The sequence below is a fragment of the Rhizobium sp. NRK18 genome, from assembly GCF_024385575.1.
In the GTDB taxonomy this organism is placed as follows: domain Bacteria; phylum Pseudomonadota; class Alphaproteobacteria; order Rhizobiales; family Rhizobiaceae; genus JANFMV01.
The window spans coordinates 2213063-2231910 of sequence record NZ_JANFMV010000001.1; the positions used below are offsets into that span (position 1 = coordinate 2213063).

The 18848-nt window shown below is 62.2% G+C and carries 17 protein-coding genes; 3 read left to right on the forward strand and 14 right to left on the reverse strand.

From position 1 onward, the window contains the following. Positions 1-6: 6 nt before the first annotated feature. The 13 genes from NN662_RS10320 to NN662_RS10380 all read right to left on the reverse strand — a co-directional run bounded on the left by NN662_RS10320 (position 7) and on the right by NN662_RS10380 (position 12094). Complete coding sequence (locus NN662_RS10320) at positions 7-573, reverse strand: AAA family ATPase (RefSeq protein WP_261930185.1); 567 nt, start codon at positions 571-573, stop codon at positions 7-9. Between the two features lie 74 nt (positions 574-647). Continuing rightward, complete coding sequence (gene lipA, locus NN662_RS10325) at positions 648-1616, reverse strand: lipoyl synthase (protein ID WP_261930186.1); 969 nt, start codon at positions 1614-1616, stop codon at positions 648-650. A gap of 51 nt (positions 1617-1667) precedes the next feature. Beyond that, on the reverse strand, positions 1668-1922 hold the full coding sequence (locus NN662_RS10330) for a GlsB/YeaQ/YmgE family stress response membrane protein (protein WP_261930187.1): 255 nt from the start codon (positions 1920-1922) through the stop codon (positions 1668-1670). 34 nt (positions 1923-1956) lie between these two features. Further along, positions 1957-3402 carry a dihydrolipoyl dehydrogenase gene (lpdA, locus tag NN662_RS10335; protein WP_261930188.1) on the reverse strand — a complete coding sequence of 482 codons (1446 nt, stop codon included), beginning with the start codon at positions 3400-3402 and terminating at the stop codon, positions 1957-1959. A gap of 73 nt (positions 3403-3475) precedes the next feature. Continuing rightward, positions 3476-3754: a YdcH family protein gene (locus NN662_RS10340; protein WP_261930189.1), complete on the reverse strand. Its 279-nt coding sequence runs from the start codon at positions 3752-3754 to the stop codon at positions 3476-3478. Between the two features lie 67 nt (positions 3755-3821). Continuing rightward, a complete protein-coding gene (locus tag NN662_RS10345; RefSeq protein WP_261930190.1) occupies positions 3822-4460 on the reverse strand; it encodes an SGNH/GDSL hydrolase family protein in 639 nt (212 codons plus the stop codon). Between the two features lie 15 nt (positions 4461-4475). Then, complete coding sequence (locus NN662_RS10350) at positions 4476-5834, reverse strand: pyruvate dehydrogenase complex dihydrolipoamide acetyltransferase (RefSeq protein ID WP_261930191.1); 1359 nt, start codon at positions 5832-5834, stop codon at positions 4476-4478. A gap of 17 nt (positions 5835-5851) precedes the next feature. Beyond that, positions 5852-7234 carry a pyruvate dehydrogenase complex E1 component subunit beta gene (locus NN662_RS10355; RefSeq protein WP_261930192.1) on the reverse strand — a complete coding sequence of 461 codons (1383 nt, stop codon included), beginning with the start codon at positions 7232-7234 and terminating at the stop codon, positions 5852-5854. 18 nt (positions 7235-7252) lie between these two features. Beyond that, a complete protein-coding gene (pdhA, locus tag NN662_RS10360) occupies positions 7253-8302 on the reverse strand; it encodes a pyruvate dehydrogenase (acetyl-transferring) E1 component subunit alpha (RefSeq protein WP_261930193.1) in 1050 nt (349 codons plus the stop codon). Between the two features lie 147 nt (positions 8303-8449). Continuing rightward, positions 8450-8770, reverse strand: coding sequence for an FtsB family cell division protein (locus NN662_RS10365; protein WP_261930194.1), 321 nt, complete (start codon positions 8768-8770; stop codon positions 8450-8452). A 162-nt stretch (positions 8771-8932) separates the two neighbouring features. Then, positions 8933-10207, reverse strand: a complete 1275-nt coding sequence (eno, locus tag NN662_RS10370; protein ID WP_261930195.1) for a phosphopyruvate hydratase — start codon at positions 10205-10207, stop codon at positions 8933-8935. Between the two features lie 142 nt (positions 10208-10349). Continuing rightward, positions 10350-11198 (reverse strand): 3-deoxy-8-phosphooctulonate synthase, encoded by an 849-nt coding sequence (gene kdsA / locus NN662_RS10375; protein ID WP_261930196.1) that lies wholly within the window; start codon positions 11196-11198, stop codon positions 10350-10352. Then, a complete protein-coding gene (locus NN662_RS10380) occupies positions 11195-12094 on the reverse strand; it encodes a VOC family protein (RefSeq protein ID WP_261930197.1) in 900 nt (299 codons plus the stop codon). Before NN662_RS10380 ends, kdsA begins: the two co-directional genes overlap by 4 nt. Positions 12095-12252: 158 nt before the next feature. On the opposite strand from NN662_RS10380, the gene NN662_RS10385 reads away from it, so the two are divergent. Continuing rightward, positions 12253-13935 carry an ArnT family glycosyltransferase gene (locus NN662_RS10385; RefSeq protein ID WP_261930198.1) on the forward strand — a complete coding sequence of 561 codons (1683 nt, stop codon included), beginning with the start codon at positions 12253-12255 and terminating at the stop codon, positions 13933-13935. 145 nt (positions 13936-14080) lie between these two features. Beyond that, positions 14081-14791 (forward strand): transcriptional repressor LexA, encoded by a 711-nt coding sequence (lexA, locus tag NN662_RS10390; protein WP_261930199.1) that lies wholly within the window; start codon positions 14081-14083, stop codon positions 14789-14791. Here lexA and NN662_RS10395 read toward each other — a convergent pair. Further along, positions 14785-17253: a ComEC/Rec2 family competence protein gene (locus tag NN662_RS10395; protein WP_261930200.1), complete on the reverse strand. Its 2469-nt coding sequence runs from the start codon at positions 17251-17253 to the stop codon at positions 14785-14787. The genes lexA and NN662_RS10395 overlap by 7 nt on opposite strands. 298 nt (positions 17254-17551) lie before the next feature. Between NN662_RS10395 and gltA the strand changes: the two genes are divergently transcribed. Then, on the forward strand, positions 17552-18841 hold the full coding sequence (gene gltA / locus NN662_RS10400; protein WP_261930201.1) for a citrate synthase: 1290 nt from the start codon (positions 17552-17554) through the stop codon (positions 18839-18841). Positions 18842-18848: the final 7 nt, after the last annotated feature.

Genomic DNA, 18848 nt, shown 5'->3' on the forward strand with positions numbered 1-18848 from the left:
TCAGAGCTAGCGAGCGCGCGACGAAATCTCAAGGAGGCGGTTGCTATCCTTGTGCGATTTCAACACCAAAACCGGGACATCCGGACCGTATGTCGAGAATTTTTCTTCGATTTCCGGCACCTCCCTGCGTTCGAAGTTCCAGATGTAGGTGAGAAAGTTCCACTCCGGCCAGTGCTCCGGGCAGCCCTCCGCCATCTCCGGCCGGACGATCCCGTAAGACTTCCAGACGCGACTGTAGACGCCCCAGAGCGAGCGCCAGCGCGGCGGACGGAACCAGATGGCGAGATCCGTCCGCGGCACCCTCAGATCCATCGTTCCGGGACTGGTGCCGTCCATCAGCCAGCGCTCATGCTCGACCGCCTCCCCGATACGCCGGCGGATCTCGCCGCGCTCGCGCATCTTCCAGCCGGGCAACCAGAAGAACTCCTTGTCCATGGAGAGATACGGCAGATCAAACAGATCGCACAATTTCCGTGAAAGCGTGCTCTTGCCGCTGCCCGAGCAACCGAAGACAAGGATGCGATTGGCCGCCGGCAGAATGGCTGCGGCGTTTTCAACTGTAATGAATTTCATGGCGATCTCCGCGGCACAAAAGGGCCGCGGAAAATAGGGGCGAATTTGGCTTTACGCAACCAAAGAGTGCAGCGTTACTCCGCCGCGGCCAGCTTCTTTTCCCGGTTGGCCTTGAGGCGGGCGAAATCGTCGCCGGCGTGGTGCGAGGAGCGGGTCAGCGGCGAGGACGAGACCATCAGGAAGCCCTTGGTGTAGGCGACCGTCTCGTAGGACTTGAACTCGTCCGGCGTGACGAAGCGCTCGACCTTGTGGTGCTTGCGGGTCGGCTGCAGGTACTGACCGATCGTCAGGAAGTCGACGTCGGCTGTACGCAGGTCGTCCATCAGCTGCAGGACTTCGTTCCGCTCTTCGCCGAGGCCGACCATGATGCCGGACTTGGTGAACATGGTCGGGTCGAGTTCCTTGACCCGCTGCAGAAGCCGGATCGAGTGGAAGTAGCGGGCACCCGGACGCACGGTCAGGTAATTGCCCGGGACCGTTTCCAGATTGTGATTGAAGACGTCCGGCTTGGCGGCGACGACCCGCTCCAGCGCGCCGGGCTTCTTCAGGAAGTCCGGGGTCAGGATTTCAATCGTCGTCCCCGGCGAAGCCGCGCGGATCGCGAAGATCACCTTCTCGAAATGCTCGGCACCGCCATCATCCAGATCGTCGCGGTCGACGGAGGTGATGACAACATGCTGCAGGCCCATCTCGCGGACCGCCTTGGCGACGTTTTCCGGCTCGTCGAGGTCGAGCGCGTTTGGCTTGCCCGTCGCAACGTTACAGAAGGCACAGGCGCGGGTACAGATCTCGCCCATGATCATGAAGGTGGCGTGCTTCTTGTCCCAGCACTCGCCGATGTTGGGGCAGCCCGCTTCCTCGCAGACCGTCACCAGCTTGTTTTCCTTCACGATCGAACGGGTTTCCATATAGCCCTTCGACGTCGGCGCCTTCACCCGGATCCAGTCCGGCTTGCGCATGACTTCCGTGTCCGGGCGGTGTGCCTTTTCCGGATGCCGCACGCGCTTGGCGTCGGGAGAAACCCTGTCGAGAATCGTGACCATGTCTGTCCTTCCGCGACGGGTCTTCTCACCCGCCGCATCGTGCCTAGTTCGTCAGCGCCTGATGGCGCGTCCGAGAAATATAAGAATGCAGGCGCCGCCGAAACCCACAATCAGGTAGGTCAGCAATCCGGTTCCTGCATAGATGCCGAACTTCCGCAGAAGGAAATTCAGGAGCGCCGCGCCGATGATCCCCAGCAGAATGTTCATGAAGATGCCCATATTGCTCTTCATCACGCGTTCGGCAAGCCATCCGGCGATGCCACCGACAATGATCGCGCCGAGCCAGCCCACACCATTCAAGTCCATCGACATTTCCTCCGAATAGAGAGTTGATCCGAAATCAGGCGTTCAGTGCCCGTCCATAGGCATCGAGCACGCTTTCCTTCATCATTTCAGAAAGGGTCGGATGCGGGAAGATGGTGTGCATCAGTTCTTCCTCGGTCGTCTCCAGGTTCATGGCGACGACGAAGCCCTGGATGAGCTCGGTGACTTCCGCGCCGACCATGTGCGCGCCGATCAGCTCGCCGGTCTTCTTGTCGAAGATCGTCTTGACCATGCCCTGGTCCTCGCCGAGCGCCACGGCCTTGCCGTTGGCAACGAAGGAGAAGCGGCCGACGCGGATGTCGCGGCCCTGCTCCTTGGCCTTGGCTTCGGTGAGGCCGACGGAGGCGACCTGCGGGTTGCAGTAGGTGCAGCCGGGGATCTTGCTCTTGTCGGTCGCATGCACGTTCGGCAGGCCGGCGATCTTCTCGACGCAGACGACACCTTCATGCTCGGCCTTGTGGGCGAGCAACGGCGGGCCGGCGACATCGCCGATCGCATAGATACCCGGGACGCTGGTCTTGCCGTAGCCGTCGGCGACGATGAAGCCGCGGTCGGTCTTCACGCCGACGGCCTCAAGGCCGATGTTCTCGATATTGGCCTGAACGCCAACGGCCGAGATCATCCGGTCGGCGGTGATCTTTTCCGTCTTGCCGTCCTTCAGCTCGATGGTCGCGGTCACGGAGTTCGCGCCCTTCTCGACCTTGGCGACCTTCGCCTCGAGAAGGATCTTGATGCCCTGCTTCTCGAACTGCTTCTTGGCGAGCGCCGAAATTTCGGCGTCCTCGACCGGCATCACCTGCTTCATGATCTCGACGACGGTCACATCGACGCCCATGGTGCGGTAGAAGCTCGCAAACTCGATGCCGATCGCTCCCGAGCCCATGACCAGCAGCGACTTCGGCATCTCCTCAGGCTTCATCGCCTCGAAATAGGTCCAGATAAGCTTGCCGTCGGGCTCGATGCCCGGCAGCGCGCGCGGACGGGCGCCGGTTGCTACAATGATGTGCTTGGCGGTGTAGGTGCCTTCGCCGAGCGTGTTCTTCGGCACGGGGCCCATCGGCTCCATCGGCTTCTTGGTCGTCTTGCCGACGACGATCTCGCCGGGCTTGGTGATCTTCGCCTCGCCCCAGATGATGTCGACCTTGTTCTTCTTGAACAGGAAGCCGACACCGTTGTTCATGCGATGGGCGATGCCGCGCGAGCGGGCGACGATCGCCTTGACGTCCGGCTTCATTGCGCCTTCCAGCGTCAGGCCGTAATCCTTGGCGTGAACGGCGGTGTGCATGACATCGGCGGTGCGCAGCAGCGCCTTGGTCGGGATACAGCCCCAGTTCGAGCAGATGCCGGCCAGATGTTCGCGCTCGACAACGGCGACCTTCATGCCAAGCTGGGCGGCGCGGATGGCGGCTACATAGCCGCCGGGGCCGGAACCGATGATGATGACGTCATAAGCATTCGACATGGGCGTTTCCACTCCTCGATTGTTATGCGAACGGCTGTTCCGCCCGCTGATCGGGAGTGGGAGGCCCCGGCCTTCAGTCCTTGCTCACTTCGGAGAGGGCATCCGGCACGTCTTCGAGGCTGACCAGCATCCCGTAGATTTCATCCTTGAGCCGCATCCTAGTCTTGCGCATGTCTTCCATCCGCATGTCGTCGGTCGGCTCGATATTCGTTTCGGCGCGATGAACGGCCCTGTTTACGTCGTGGTATTCCGTCCACAGACGATGGAAGTGTCCATCGGTCTCGCGAAGAAATCGCATCTTGCTGACATATTCGGGAAATTCGTCTGCCAGTTCGTGCGGAGTGTGCGCCATGGTGAAAGCCCTTCGTTTCCGATGGAATTCAGGCTATTGCACTCCGTCCAGTCCTCCTTGATCTGCGTCAAATACCAAGCTGCATTCTAACGATCGGCTCCAGTCCACGGCCGATCGCCCGGGTGTTCTCGGCATCGAGGTGCACGCCGTCGACCGGCGTGGCACTGGCGACCGAGGCAGCGTCGAAAAAACCGCAGCCCTTGTCGTCAGCCAGATCGCGATAGAGCGTGCCGAGCATCTTCGACTGCTCGATACCGCCGCGGAAGGCGGCGGCGAAATCCTCGTTTGCCGTATCCACCAAGTGCGGCGGCGAGACGATGAGGATTTCCGGCGCGTCATAGTCGAACGGCCAGGCATGATAGCGCACCAGATCGACAAGCCGCGCCATGCCGCGGGTGGCGGCATGGGCGGACCCGGCAACCGCCGGCTTCATGTCGTTGGTGCCCAGCATGATGATGACCAGGTCGAGCGGCGCGTGGGAATGCAGAATCGTCGGCAGAACCCGCGCGCCGTTTCTGTCGCAATCGGCCATGTGGTCGTCGAACGCCGTCGTGCGGCCGTTCAGCCCCTCGGCGATGACGACAGCCCCCTCGCCGAGCGCCTTCTGCAGGACGGTCGGCCAGCGGTCCTCATAGGCATGACGGCCGGCATTTTCGGCGTCATGCCCGAAGGTGAGACTATCGCCGTAGCAGAGGACGGTCTTCATGGCCGGTGACCGCCCTTAGACCAGCATCGACATCGGGTTTTCGATGTAGCCCTTGAACGCCCCGAGCAGTTCGGCGCCGAGAGCGCCGTCGACGCAGCGGTGGTCGGTCGACAGCGTGACCGTCATCATCTGCGCGATGACCATCTCGTCGTTCTTGACGATGACCCGCTTCTGGCCGGCGCCGACCGCGAGGATCGTCGCATGCGGCGGGTTGACGACGGCTGCGAAGTTGGAGACGCCCATCATGCCCATGTTGGAGACCGCAGTCGTGCCGCCCTGGTATTCCTCTGGCTTCAGCTTGCGTTCCTTGGCCCGCTTGCCGAGGTCCTTCATCTCGTTGGAGATGGTGGACAGCGCCTTGGTCTCGGCCTTGCGAATGATCGGCGTTATCAGGCCGCCAGGGATCGACACGGCGACGCCGACATCGGCATGCTTGTGCTTGACCATGTTGGTGTCGGTCCAGGAGACGTTGGCATCCGGCACGTCGCGCAGCGCCAGCGCCATGGCCTTGATGACCATGTCGTTGACCGAGAGCTTGTAGGCCGGACGGTCGTCCTTGCGCGGAGCCGCATCGTTCAGCTGCGAGCGCAGCGCCAGAAGCGCGTCGAGTTCGCAATCGACCGAAACGTAGAAGTGCGGGATCGTCTGCTTGGATTCCTGCAGGCGCTTGGCGATTGTCTTGCGCATGCCGTCATGCGGCACGAGCTCGTAGGAGCCTTCCTCGAAGAGCTTGAGGACGGCTTCTTCCGACATGCCCTTGGGCGCTGCGGCCTGCGGGGCTGCTGCTGCGGCCGGAGCGGCAGCGGCTGCTGCCGGCTTGGCGGCACCACCGGACTTCGCCTTTTCGACGTCAGCCTTCACGATGCGGCCATGCGGACCGGAACCGGAAATGGCAGAGAGATCGAGACCGGCTTCCTTGGCCAGACGGCGGGCGAGCGGCGAGGAGAAGATGCGCTCGCCATGGGCCGTCGGCGCGGGGCCGGCGGTCTGCGTGGCGGCAGCGGCCGCGGGTGCAGCAGCGGCAGCCGGTGCCGGTTCTGCCTTTGGAGCTTCTGCCTTCGGCGCGTCCGCTTTCGGCGCTTCGGCCTTGGCTTCACCGCCGCCAGCCTTGGCAGCGTCGGCCACATCTTCACCTTCACCGGCGAGAATGGCGATCAGGGCATTCACCTTCACACCTTCGGTGCCGGCGGGAACGACGATCTTGGCAACCGTGCCCTCGTCGACGGCTTCGACTTCCATCGTCGCCTTGTCGGTTTCGATTTCGGCGATGACATCACCGGGAGCGACCGCATCGCCTTCCTTGACGAGCCACTTGGCGAGATTGCCTTCTTCCATGGTCGGCGAAAGCGCCGGCATCGTAATATTGATCGGCATGTCTCTATCCCTCCCCGTTACTTGTAGCAGACGGCTTTGACCGCCTCGACGACTTCGCCAACGGTCGGCAGAGCCAGCTTTTCGAGGTTTGCCGCATAGGGCATCGGAACGTCCTTGCCGGCAATGGTGATGACCGGGGCATCAAGATAGTCGAAGGCCTCGCGGCTGACGCGGTTCGCGATGAAGTCGCCGACCGACGACTGCGGATAGCCTTCCTCGACGGTGACGAGACGGCCGGTCTTCTTGACCGATTCGATGACCGTCGGCAGATCCATCGGACGGATGGTGCGCAGGTCGATGATCTCGACGTCGATGCCTTCCTTCTCCAGTTCGGCGGCAGCCTTGACCGCATAGGTCATGCCGATGCCGAAGGAGACAAGCGTCGCGTCCTTGCCGGAGCGGTGGATGCGGGCCTTGCCGATCGGCAGCACGAAATCGTCCATCTTCGGCACGTCGAAGGTCTGGCCGTAAAGGATTTCGTTTTCGAGGAAGATGATCGGGTTCGGATCGCGGATCGCCGCCTTCAGCAGGCCCTTGGCATCCGCAGCCGTGTAGGGCTGGATGACCTTGAGGCCCGGGACATGGCTGTACCATGCGGCGTAGTCCTGGCTGTGCTGGGCGGCGACGCGGGCAGCGGCACCGTTCGGGCCGCGGAACACCATCGGAGCACCCATCTGTCCGCCGGACATGTAGAGCGTCTTGGCGGCAGAGTTGATGATTTGGTCGATCGCCTGCATGGCGAAGTTGAAGGTCATGAACTCGACGATCGGGCGCAGGCCAGCCATGGCTGCACCGACGCCGACGCCGGCAAAGCCGTGCTCGGTGATCGGCGTGTCGATGACGCGCTTCGCACCAAATTCCTGCAGCAGGCCCTGGGTTACCTTGTAGGCGCCCTGATATTCGGCAACTTCCTCACCCATGACGAAGACATTGCCGTCGCGGCGCATTTCCTCGGCCATGGCGTCGCGAAGCGCGTCGCGCACGGTCGTCGGGACCATCTCGGTGCCTTCCGGAATGGACGGGTCGAACGGAACGGCTGCCTGAGCCGGGGCCGCCGGAACCGGTGCGGCTGCGGGCGCGGGCTTTTCAGCCGGAGCAGGCGCTTCGGCCGGAGCCGGGGCCGCCTTCGGCGTGTCGGAGATCGCGTCGGCGCTCTCGCCTTCCTGCAAGAGGACGGCGATCGGCGTATTGACCTTGACGCCTTCGGTGCCGGCGTCGATCAGGATCTTGCCGATCACGCCTTCATCGACGGCCTCGACTTCCATCGTCGCCTTGTCGGTTTCGATTTCCGCGATCACGTCGCCGGAGGTGACGGTGTCGCCCTCCTTCTTCAGCCATTTGGACAGCGTGCCTTCTTCCATCGTCGGAGAAAGGGCGGGCATAAGAATTTCAATCGTCATGGATATCCCTCCCCGAGATCAAAGCAGGATGTCAGTGTAGAGCTCGGACACATCCGGCTCCGGATCGTTCTGCGCGAAATCGGCGCTGTCGGCGACGATGTTGCGGACGTCCTTGTCCAGTTCCTTGAGCTCGTCTTCGCTGGCCCAGCCCTTTTCCAGGAGCCGTGCCTTGACCTGTTCGATCGGGTCGTGTTCGGAGCGCATCTTCTGCACTTCGTCCTTGGAGCGGTATTTCGCCGGGTCGGACATGGAGTGGCCGCGGTAGCGATAGGTCATCATTTCGAGAATGAAGGGACCCTTGCCGCTGCGGGCATGTTCGAGGGCTGCCTCGCCGGCCGCCATGACGGCGCGGACGTCCATGCCGTCGACCTGCAAGCCGGGAATGCCGAAGGAGGCGCCACGCTGCGAATAATCGGTCTGCGCCGTCGAACGGGCGTTCGAGGTGCCCATGGCGTAGCGGTTGTTCTCGATCACGTAGACGACCGGAAGCTTCCACAGCTGCGCCATGTTGAAGCTTTCATAGACCTGGCCCTGGTTGGCCGCACCGTCGCCGAAGTAGGCGATCGAGACGTTGCCGTTCTCGCGGTACCAGTTGGAGAAGCCGAGACCGGTGCCGAGCGACACCTGGGCGCCAACGATCCCGTGACCGCCATAGAACTGCTTCTCCTTGGAGAACATGTGCATGGAGCCGCCCTTGCCCTTGGAGTATCCACCCCGCCGGCCGGTCAGTTCCGCCATCACGCCGCGCGCTTCCATGCCGGTTGCCAGCATGTGTCCGTGGTCGCGATAGCCGGTGATGACCTGATCGCCATCCTTCATCGCCATCTGCATGCCGATGACGACCGCTTCCTGGCCGATGTAAAGGTGACAGAAGCCACCGATGAAGCCCATGCCATAGAGCTGGCCGGCCTTTTCCTCGAACCGGCGGATCAAAAGCATTTCGCGATAGGCGGAAAGCTCCTGCTCCTTCGAGAACTCGATGATCGAGCCCGATGCGGTATCTTTTTTAGCTTGAGACTTCGCCGCTGGCTTGCGGCTGGAAGCAGACGCGGTTTTTCGCGGCGCCATGTAGCCCTCCCTTAAAGGTGCTTCGACTGTTCTTGTCGCGAAATACCATAGGGAAGAAAGCGCCTGTCAGCAATGCCATAAATGCATAGCTACTATTCTTATAACTTTCTGTTTTATCTGTGAAAAATTCAATTAACCGGATATCGGTTAATTCTTCGCAGTGCGAAAAATGACGATCTCGTCCGCACGCGACATGTTGAGCGCATAGCGGGCGCGCTCGTCCAGCATGTCCTTGTCGATCGAACCGTCGCTCAGGAGCGCGACACGCTTCTGCAGACCTTCGGCCTGGTGCGTGAGCGTGTCAAGCTCACCCTGCAATGCCGCGATCCGGCCGTCCAGCTTCTGCCCGGCCTCGAGACCATAGGTTCCGTGGATGCAATAATAGCCGAAATAGGAGAGGAAGGCGACCGAAATGACCGGAATGATAAGACGGACAGTCTTTTTCTGCTTGTGATGTTTTGTCCACATACTCACGAACCTGGAACGCAATACGCTTACTGATCGTCAGATTAGCGCGGATTGATTAATCGTCCGTTGACCATAGCGTCAGGCAAAACAAAAACCGCGCCCCTTTCGGGACGCGGTCGGGATTGTCTCGGATGGTCTCGGCTTGTGTGCCGGACGGAAGGATCAGCCGCGCAGGATCGAGCGGCCGGCAAACTCGGCCTGCAGGCCCAGCTGCTCCTCGATGCGGATCAGCTGGTTGTACTTGGCGATCCGGTCCGAACGCGACAGCGAGCCGGTCTTGATCTGTCCGCAATTGGTGGCAACGGCCAGGTCGGCGATCGTCGAATCTTCGGTTTCGCCCGAGCGGTGCGACATGACGGCGGTATAGCCGGCCTTGTGCGCGGTCTCGACGGCGTCCAGCGTTTCGGTCAGCGAGCCGATCTGGTTGACCTTGACGAGGATCGAGTTGGCGACACCCATCTTGATGCCGTCGCGCAGGCGGGCCGAATTGGTGACGAACAGGTCGTCGCCGACGAGCTGGCACTTGGAACCGATCTTGTCGGTCAGGTACTTCCAGCCATCCCAGTCGTCTTCGGCCATGCCGTCCTCGATCGAGATGATCGGGTACTTGGCAGCCAGTTCGGCGAGGTAATCCGCCATGGCTTCCGGCTCCAGCGTGCGGCCTTCGCCTTCCATGACGTACTTGCCGTCCTTGAAGAATTCGGTCGAGGCGCAGTCGAGCGCCAGCTGGATGTCGTCGCCCGGACGATAGCCGGCCTTCTCGATCGACTTCATGATGAAGTCGAGGGCTTCCGGAGCGCTTTTCAGGCCCGGCGCGAAACCGCCTTCGTCGCCGACATTGGTGTTGTGACCACCGGCGGCCAGCTGCTTCTTCAGGACATGGAAGACTTCCGAGCCCATGCGCACGGCATCGCGCAGCGTGTCGGCGCCGACCGGCATGATCATGAATTCCTGGAAGTCGATCGGATTGTCGGCATGCGCGCCGCCATTGATGATGTTCATCATCGGCACCGGCAGGAGACGGGCGTTCGGGCCGCCGACGTAGCGGTAGAGCGGCAGGCCGGACGATTCGGCGGCAGCCTTGGCGACGGCCAGCGATACGCCGAGGATGGCGTTGGCGCCGAGGCGCGACTTGTTCGGCGTGCCGTCAAGCTCGATCATTGCCTTGTCGATCTGGATCTGGTTCTCGGCGTCGAAACCGCCGATCGCGTCGAAGATCTCGGTGTTGACCGCCTCGACCGCCTTCTCGACGCCTTTGCCGTGATAGCGCTCGCCGCCATCACGCAGTTCGACGGCTTCGTGCGCGCCGGTCGATGCGCCCGACGGAACCGCGGCGCGGCCCATGCTGCCGTCTTCGAGATAGACGTCGACTTCAACCGTCGGATTGCCGCGGCTGTCGAGGATTTCACGGCCGATGATATCGATGATAGCGGTCATTTTCGTTTCCTGCCTGGGGTCGTTTGTGGAACTTCCGTCACGAAGTTTTCCGGGGAATAGCCTGTCATAATCGAACAGGCCGGAATTTCAATGCCACCGGCCCGCAACGGCCCGACGGCGGCATAATTTCATCTCTCCGTCATCAACCGGACTTGGCGATGGCATCAAAGGCGAGCAGCTTTTCGAGGAGCGTCTCCAGCTTGTCGATCTGTACCATGTTCGGGCCGTCGGAGGGCGCATTGTCGGGGTCCTCATGCGTCTCGATGAAGACGCCGGCGACGCCAACGGCAACTGCCGCGCGCGCCAGCGTTTCGACGAATTCGCGCTGTCCGCCGGAAGAACCGCCCTGCCCGCCCGGCTGCTGCACGGAATGGGTGGCGTCGAAGATCACCGGCGCGCCCATGGCTGCCATGATCGGCAGCGAGCGCATGTCGGAGACCAGCGTGTTGTAGCCGAAGGACGCGCCGCGTTCACACAGCAGCACGTTCGGATTGCCGCTGACGTTCAATTTCTTCAGGACGTTCTTCATGTCCCAGGGCGCGAGGAACTGCCCCTTCTTCACATTGATCACCCGGCCTGTCTTCGCAGCCGCGACCAGAAGATCGGTCTGCCGGCAGAGGAAGGCCGGGATCTGCAGGATGTCAACGGTCGGCGCGACCAGCGCGCACTGCTCTTCGGTGTGAATGTCGGTCAGGACCGGAAAGCCGTATTCCGTCTTGAGGTCGGCAAAGACTTCCATCGCCTTGTCGAGCCCGATGCCGCGCTCGGCACCGATCGAGGTGCGGTTGGCCTTGTCGTAGGAAGACTTGTAGACGAGGCCAATTCCGAGGCGCTTGCAGATCTCGCTCAGCCGGCCGGCGATCATGAAGGTGTGATCGCGGCTTTCCATCTGGCACGGGCCGGCAATCAGCGACAGTTTACCCGTATTCGAAAACGTCACCTGCCCGGCGCCGGCACCAACAACCACTGCAGAATTGGTTTGATCGTTCATTTTTCTTCCTCGAATGCAAAGAGAACGCCCTGACCGGGCTCATGCGGCACCAAAACGCGGCCGGCGCGCTCCTCGAAGGCAACGCCGTTTTCGGCAAGGCAGGTCTTCAACCGCGCAATGTCGGCGACCGCGAACACGACCGCCCGGCCGCGCAAACCGCGGGCATGGGTGGAACCCTTGAGGCCGAACCCATCCTTCAGTCCGGCGGGATCGAGCGCAGAGATCTTGGCGTTTTCAAGCCCGACATCCATGCCGAACGGATGCTCGACGGCCTCGTTGCTGACGGCGACCGTCTGCAGGAAGGCCTTGAAATCTGCAGGGTTCGGCTCGGACAGCACAACCTGGGCAATGCCGGTCACGCCGTTCTCATGCGTTTCCAGCGCCTTGCCGCCGGACGGCAGGGCCGCGATGCGCTGGCAGGAGAAGGCAAAGAAATCCGGCGACCTGAGGTCGGCGGCAAAGGCGAGCTTGAAACTGGCCGTCCGCTCCGTGCCGTCCGGCAAGCGGCCGACGCGGGAGAACGAGAGCATAGGCCCGCCGGAGATGCCGTTCTCGGCAAAACGTTGATCATCGGCATCCGCATCGTCCGTGTTGACGACGATAGCCGACAGACCCTCGTCGCCATGGCGAAAGCGGATGGCCTGATCGCGGGCGATGAAGGTGTTGCCATTAAGCGCTGCCGCCTCGCAGACCTCACGATCGGCGACGCCCAGCGGTTCCAGATAGGTGCCGTCGGACAGGAAGACGCAGGAATTTTCGGTGCCAAAGGGATGAAGGCCGTCGGGGGCGACGGTGAAACCGAGTTTGGCGAGCCGCGCGCGGGACATCGCGATCGACGTCACCGGCAGAACCAGATGATCCAGAAGGCGGCGGCCGGCAGACCCGGTTGCGTCCATATGCGACTTCCTCCATTTGCCGCTGATGTGCTTCATCCGTGGCCGATTTGCAAGTCTTGGCGCGAACATTCGTCGCGACAGCCCGCCATCGGTTGATTTGCCGGCGAAAATGTGGACACAGGTGGCCTGACAACGCATCAATGGGAAACCGTGCCGACATGCCGCAGACGCTTGCCGCCATTGCGAGTTCGAACCGCACGATCGCGGCGATCTTCGTCGTCGCCTTCCTGGTGGCGATCTTTCCCTTCGCCGAAAGCATGATCCTGCATTATCCGGACGAGCGCCACTATTCTCAGGGCGCGGCGCTGATGATGGAGAGCGGTGACTACCTGACACCGCGCACCGGCGAGGACGAGGTCCGGCTGAAGAAGCCGCCGTTCGCCTACTGGATGAGCGTCGCCGGCATGGAGATCTTCGGCATCGGCGTCATCGGTTCACGTATCTTCTGGCTGCTCGGCGGCGCCGCCATTCTGTTCGTCACCTACAGGCTGGCAAAACGGCTGACGGGAGACGATGAGATCGCCCTCTTCTCGCTAGCGATGCTCGCCGGCAATTTCGTCTTCCTGCGCTCCGCCGTCACGGCGATCCCCGACATTCCGCTGACGTTGTTCATGCTGATCGCCCTTTACGGCTTTGCCGGCCTGCTCTTCGCCGACGAAGAAGACAGATGGGACGCCTGGCTTGCCTATGGCGGGACGGCGATGGCGATCCTGACCAAGGGCATTCCGGCGCTGGCGCCACCCGCCTGCGTCTTCGGTCTGATCGTCCTCTTTCCCTCCTGCCGCGTTCATTTCCGCCGACTGATCGCGCCGCTGCCGATTCTTTTTTCCGCCGCTTTGGCCGGCTGGTGGTTCGTCTACCAGATCCTGCGGTCGAGCTCGGCGCTCGACAACCAGTTCGTCGGCGACCAGGTGCGCACCAAGCTGGAATTCTCTGTTCTCGCAGTCATTGATTCTTTGGGCTTGAGCCTCGCAGGACTGCTCTTGCCGGTGCTCGGCTGGCTGTTTGTGATCGGGGCGACGGCGATTGCCACCCGCAGGCTGCCGGACGTCAAGCGGCTCGGCGCATCGGCTCTGCTGCTCTCGGGCTGGATCGCACTCAACATCGCCATGTTCGCGCCCGCCTTCAAGCCGGATCACCGCTACATCATTCCGTCGCTTCCCAACCTGTCGATCCTGATGGCGGTCGCGCTCACCTCCTTCGATCGCGAGACGACATCGCGCTATCTGAGCCTGTTCCTCAAGTTCTCGGCGATCGGGCTCGCACTTGCCTTCGCCGTGCTTTACGGCGTTACCGCACAGCTTTTGAACGTCAAGGTGACGGTTGCGATCGCCGTTGCCATCGCGCTCGGCCTGCTGCTCGTCTGGCGCATCGCGAAGCGACAGGTCTACGCGCGCATGATTCTGGCGATTGCCGCACTGCCGATGGCAATCCTTCTCGCGCTCTATCCCGTCGTTGCCGCCTTCGGCATGCCGGACCTCGGGAAACCGATTTCGGACGAGTTGGCGAAGCTCGGCCACCCGCCGGACGATGTCCTGTTTCTCGGAGCGGATATTGTCGCCTCGGAAGCGCGCCTCCACAGCGGAACCGCACGCCCGTTCCTGCAGCGCAGTCAATTGGGCGATAGGGACCCGGACGACAATTACCCGATTATCGTCACCCTCAAGCCTGAGGAAGCCGAGATACTGGCTGCCCAGGGTTACCGGATCAAGGTGGTCAGCGGCGGATGGCGCAAGATCGATCCGCGCGTGCTGCTGAGTGCTGTCTTGAACGGATCGCTTGCCGAGACGAAGGCAAGGGAAGCCGAGAAGGCATATATCGCAATCGCTGCGGATCAATAGCGCAGACACCTCCACGAAAGACAAATTTGCGGCCAGCGTCGCCGAACTCCCGGATCTTCACGCTATTTTAGGCACTTGCGGAACACAGTGGGAACATATAGTGTCCGTTCTGTATTTGTTTCATGATTCTGGAAGGTGCCGATTCATGCTGACGCGAAAGCAACAGGAACTGCTTCTCTTCATTCACGAGCGGATGAAGGAATCCGGCGTTCCGCCATCCTTCGACGAGATGAAGGATGCGCTCAATCTCGCGTCCAAATCCGGCATTCACCGGCTGATCACGGCACTCGAGGAGCGCGGCTTCATCCGGCGCCTGCCGAACCGGGCGCGTGCGCTGGAAGTCATCAAGCTTCCCGAAGCCTACTCGCCGAGCCTGCAGCCGCGACGCGGCTTTTCGCCGAGCGTCATCGAAGGCAGTCTCGGCAAGCCGAAACCGGTTCCCGCCCCCAAGGCGCCGGAACCGGCCAACGACACCGTCAGTGTCCCGGTCATGGGCCGCATTGCTGCCGGTGTGCCGATCTCCGCCATCCAGAACAATACGCACAGCCTGTCGGTTCCGATGGAAATGCTGGGCTCCGGCGAGCACTACGCTCTGGAGGTCAAGGGCGACTCAATGATCGAGGCCGGCATCCTCGATGGCGATACCGTCATCATCAAGAATGTCAGCAGCGCCAATCCGGGCGAGATCGTCGTCGCTCTCGTCGACGACGAAGAAGCAACGCTCAAGCGCTTCCGCCGCAAGGGCGCGTCGATCGCGCTGGAAGCCGCCAACCCGGCCTACGAAACGCGTATCTTCGCATCGGACCGGGTCAAGGTTCAGGGCAAGCTGGTCGGCCTCATTCGCCGCTATCACTGACCGGTGACACGCATGTCCGCATCCCTATCGTGCGAACGCGGCACGAGATGCCAGGTGGCAGGTTCCTCCGGGCTCACGAAGCTGTTTGTTCGCCAGTCGTAGTATCGGTGTCGGGTCCAAGGCCGGTCGGTGGAACCGAGTGCGGTTTTCACCTCGAAGCCGTTGCCGTCAGGCAGCACATGCAGTTCGATCGAGCCGGTTTGCCGCAGCCTTTCCGCGCTGATCAATGCCGCGCCGGAACGGCAGGTATCAAAGCCGAGACGGAATGGCGCGATGACCAGATCGGCGATATCACAGGCGGGCCCGGCAAAAGCGGGCTTCTCCACTGTCACCACCCTGAGTGCGGGTCCATCCGACGCCATGAACTGAGCGGCGCACCATGCGGCTTTCCGGCAATGGAAGCGATTGCTCTCAGGCTTCAAGGCTTCTTCCATCGCCAGGCGCTCGGCTTTCAATGCCGCGGTTGGCAACCGCACCGGATCGCCTTTCTCAGTCTTGGGCGGATCCGGACCTGTTCCCGTTAGCATGTCCGGCCCCTCGCCTTTCGGCATGGCCAGTGCCCGCTGCCATTGCTCGAAGATGAAGGATGGCGGGCGGCCGCGGTTCATTTCCAGTCCTCCACCGGCAATCATGGCTCCCAGGCTGCCGTCCTCGCTGATGATCAAGGCCGGAACAGAAGGCTTCGCCCCGACAGCGATCAACGCAACCGCCGCGACCATTGGCGGCAGACCGAGATAGCGCAGCCGGCTGCGCAGCAGCACGAGGAGCAGGAAACCGGCGACGGAAAGTTCGAAGGCATAGGGCGGCAGGCGGCCGGGCGACACGCCGCCGCCCCAGCTGGTAACCTCCTTTGCCACGGCGATGACCATGTCGAGGCCGACGCCCATCAGGCGAAGCGGCCAGTCTTCGAGACCGAACGGCATGGCGAGGACCGAAACCAGCCCGGCCGGCATCACCACGAAGGTGACGACCGGCATGGCGACGAGATTGGCGACAAGTCCATAGGGAGCGAGGCGGTGGAAATGCTCGAGGCTGAAGATCGCTGTCGCCACACCGCCGATCGCCGATGTGAGCGCCAGCGCCGACACAAAGCCGCCGGCCTTCGCGGCCAGGGCAAGGAGCCCGGAATGGCTGCCCGGAGCGCTCCGACCGCGCGGCCGCATCCGCCACCAGCGGTATCCCGCGACCAGCGCCACAGTCGCGGCAAACGACATCTGGAAGCTCGGCCCCATGACGGCGGACGGCGTTATGGCGAGGATGATCAGCGCCGCGAGCGCGACATTCCTGAGACTGATCGCCGGGCGGTCCATGAGGACCGCGACCAGCATCAAAGCCAGCATGATGAAGGCGCGTATGGCCGATACCTGCAATCCGGAAATCAGCAGATACCCGAACGACCCGGCCAGAGCCGCGGCGGCGGCCCATTTCTTGACCGGGAACCGATGCACGAGCGACGGAAAGAGCGCGAACCCCATGCGCAATCCGGCAAAGAACAGGCCTGCCGCGAGCGCCATGTGCAGGCCCGAAATGGCAATCACATGCGCCAGTCCGGACATGCGCAGCGCTTCCGCCGTCTCGTCCGAGAGCGCCCGTCTCTGGCCGGTGACAATGGCGGACGCAAAGGCACCCGTGTCTCCCGAAAGAGTCGCCCGAATGCGGGCGGAAATCGTGTCGCGCAGCATCTCGATTGCCAGATGGAGGCGATCGGAAAGGGACGCGCGCTCCCCCGACGCCACGCGGTCGGGAGACCCGTAGAAGAAACCGACTGCGCCAATCCCCTGATAATAGGAGAAGAATGCAAAATCATAGCCATCCGGCAGCGCCGGACCGGAGGGCGGCGAGAGCCGGGCCCTGCCGCTGATCCCCTCTCCCGGCAGCAACGGCTCGTGGTCGTTGCGCGCCAGTATGGCCGCTCTTTCCGGGGGCCGCCGCAGGTTAGGCTCGCTGGTTGCCGAAATGTCCACCAGGTAGCGCCATCCGCCATTGTCGTCGATTTCGCGGTTCACGATGCGGCCGGTCACGCGGGTGACAATCGGCGTGTCCAGCATGACGGTTTCGGTTCGCCAGGTCTCGAATGCAGCAAGGCCCATGCCGAGCGCCAGCAGCAGGACGGCGATTGCGGCATATCGTACCAAGGGCCGGTGATGGCCGGCTGCAAGGACGACCCCAAGCGCCAATGCCCCGAGCAGAAAGATAGCGGGTAACGGCAGATCCCGCGTCAGGCTGAACCAGATGACCGCACCCAGCCCCAGCGCGACCGGTGCAAAGAGAAAGTCGTGGCGAAAGCGACGCTCTTCGGTCAGCGCCCCGCGGAATTTCTCGCGAAGATCCGCGCAACGCCACGGGCCGCGGCCCCCTGCCCTTCCGACATAGTCGATCGGCGGAAGAGGCGGCGGCGCATGCGTCGTGACCCGCTCCGGTGCCCGTTCGACGACACGCCCTTTCTCACCGGCATAGGCCATCTGAGGCCCCCGTCCCAGATCACGCTGACAGACGCCCATTCTGCAATCTTTACGTGATTTCACCAAACGAAATATCAACCCGAACGCCGGTTGGATGGACATGATCGCGGCCGGGGATGCAAATGTTCGGGGATGAAGCCAATCTCTGCCACGGGAAAGTCGCAAAGTTGATTTCGCGATGCACAATTTGGCCGACGCATAGCTTGGCATACGCGCCAGGATCATATAGCTAAGCGGTTGACGCTAATAACCGTGGCGCTACGTAGAGGCGCCAGCCCGCCATATCTGGAGGAAGAGCATGACAGACAAAAGCGCTGCCTTGACACTTGGAGACAAGCAGGTCGAATTGCCGGTTCGAGAAGGCACCATTGGCCCGAGCGTCGTCGATATCGGCACGCTTTACAAGCACACCGGCTCCTTTACCTACGATCCGGGTTTTACCTCGACCGCGGCCTGCGAGTCGAAGATCACCTTCATCGACGGCGATGAAGGCGTATTGCTGCACCGCGGCTATCCGATCGAGCAGCTCGCCGAACACGGTGACTTCCTCGAAACCTGCTATCTGCTGCTGTACGGCGAACTGCCGACCGAAACGCAGAAGAAGGACTTCGACTACCGTGTGACGCATCACACGATGGTTCACGAGCAGATGAGCCGGTTCTTCACCGGTTTCCGCCGCGACGCCCACCCGATGGCCGTCATGTGCGGTTGCGTCGGCGCACTGTCGGCGTTTTATCACGACTCGACCGACATCACCGATCCGCATCAGCGCATGGTCGCAAGCCTGCGCATGATCGCCAAGATGCCGACGATCGCGGCCATGGCCTACAAGTACCATATCGGCCAGCCCTTCGTTTATCCGAAGAACGATCTCGACTACTCGTCGAACTTCCTGCGCATGTGCTTTGCCGTGCCGTGTGAAGAATACAAGGTCAATCCGGTGCTCTCGCGCGCCATGGACCGCATCTTCATCCTGCACGCCGACCACGAGCAGAACGCTTCGACCTCGACGGTCCGTCTTGCCGGTTCCTCGGGCGCCAATCCGTTCGCGTGCATCGCGGCCGGCATCGCCTGCCTCTGGGGCCCGGCGCACGGCGGCGCCAATGAAGCGGCACTCAACATGCTCTCGGAAATCGGCACAGTCGATCGCATTCAGGAATATGTCGAGCGCGCCAAGGACAAGAACGATCCGTTCCGTCTGATGGGCTTCGGCCACCGCGTCTACAAGAACTACGACCCGCGCGCCAAGATCATGCAGAAGACCTGCCATGAAGTGCTCGGCGAACTTGGCATCAAGGACGATCCGCTTCTGGAAGTCGCGATGGAACTGGAGCGCATCGCGCTCACCGACAGCTACTTCATCGAGAAGAAGCTCTATCCGAACATCGACTTCTATTCCGGCATCACGCTGAAGGCGCTGGGCTTCCCCACGACGATGTTCACTGTTCTGTTCGCTCTCGCCCGCACCGTCGGCTGGATCGCACAGTGGGCGGAAATGATCGAGGATCCGCAGCAGCGCATCGGTCGTCCGCGCCAGCTCTATACCGGCTCGCCGAAGCGCGACTACATCCCGGTTTCCAAGCGCTAAGACCTCG

Excerpts from the sequence above, each read along its gene's own strand:
- NN662_RS10320 (WP_261930185.1), bottom strand. The coding sequence starts at position 573 with ATGAAATTCATTACAGTTGAAAACGCCGCAGCCATTCTGCCGGCGGCC.
- lipA (WP_261930186.1), bottom strand. The coding sequence starts at position 1,616 with ATGGTCACGATTCTCGACAGGGTTTCTCCCGACGCCAAGCGCGTGCGG.
- NN662_RS10330 (WP_261930187.1), bottom strand. The coding sequence starts at position 1,922 with ATGGACTTGAATGGTGTGGGCTGGCTCGGCGCGATCATTGTCGGTGGC.
- lpdA (WP_261930188.1), bottom strand. The coding sequence starts at position 3,402 with ATGTCGAATGCTTATGACGTCATCATCATCGGTTCCGGCCCCGGCGGC.
- NN662_RS10340 (WP_261930189.1), bottom strand. The coding sequence starts at position 3,754 with ATGGCGCACACTCCGCACGAACTGGCAGACGAATTTCCCGAATATGTC.
- NN662_RS10345 (WP_261930190.1), bottom strand. The coding sequence starts at position 4,460 with ATGAAGACCGTCCTCTGCTACGGCGATAGTCTCACCTTCGGGCATGAC.
- NN662_RS10350 (WP_261930191.1), bottom strand. The coding sequence starts at position 5,834 with ATGCCGATCAATATTACGATGCCGGCGCTTTCGCCGACCATGGAAGAA.
- NN662_RS10355 (WP_261930192.1), bottom strand. The coding sequence starts at position 7,234 with ATGACGATTGAAATTCTTATGCCCGCCCTTTCTCCGACGATGGAAGAA.
- pdhA (WP_261930193.1), bottom strand. The coding sequence starts at position 8,302 with ATGGCGCCGCGAAAAACCGCGTCTGCTTCCAGCCGCAAGCCAGCGGCG.
- NN662_RS10365 (WP_261930194.1), bottom strand. The coding sequence starts at position 8,770 with ATGTGGACAAAACATCACAAGCAGAAAAAGACTGTCCGTCTTATCATT.
- eno (WP_261930195.1), bottom strand. The coding sequence starts at position 10,207 with ATGACCGCTATCATCGATATCATCGGCCGTGAAATCCTCGACAGCCGC.
- kdsA (WP_261930196.1), bottom strand. The coding sequence starts at position 11,198 with ATGAACGATCAAACCAATTCTGCAGTGGTTGTTGGTGCCGGCGCCGGG.
- NN662_RS10380 (WP_261930197.1), bottom strand. The coding sequence starts at position 12,094 with ATGGACGCAACCGGGTCTGCCGGCCGCCGCCTTCTGGATCATCTGGTT.
- NN662_RS10385 (WP_261930198.1), top strand. The coding sequence starts at position 12,253 with ATGCCGCAGACGCTTGCCGCCATTGCGAGTTCGAACCGCACGATCGCG.
- lexA (WP_261930199.1), top strand. The coding sequence starts at position 14,081 with ATGCTGACGCGAAAGCAACAGGAACTGCTTCTCTTCATTCACGAGCGG.
- NN662_RS10395 (WP_261930200.1), bottom strand. The coding sequence starts at position 17,253 with ATGGCCTATGCCGGTGAGAAAGGGCGTGTCGTCGAACGGGCACCGGAG.
- gltA (WP_261930201.1), top strand. The coding sequence starts at position 17,552 with ATGACAGACAAAAGCGCTGCCTTGACACTTGGAGACAAGCAGGTCGAA.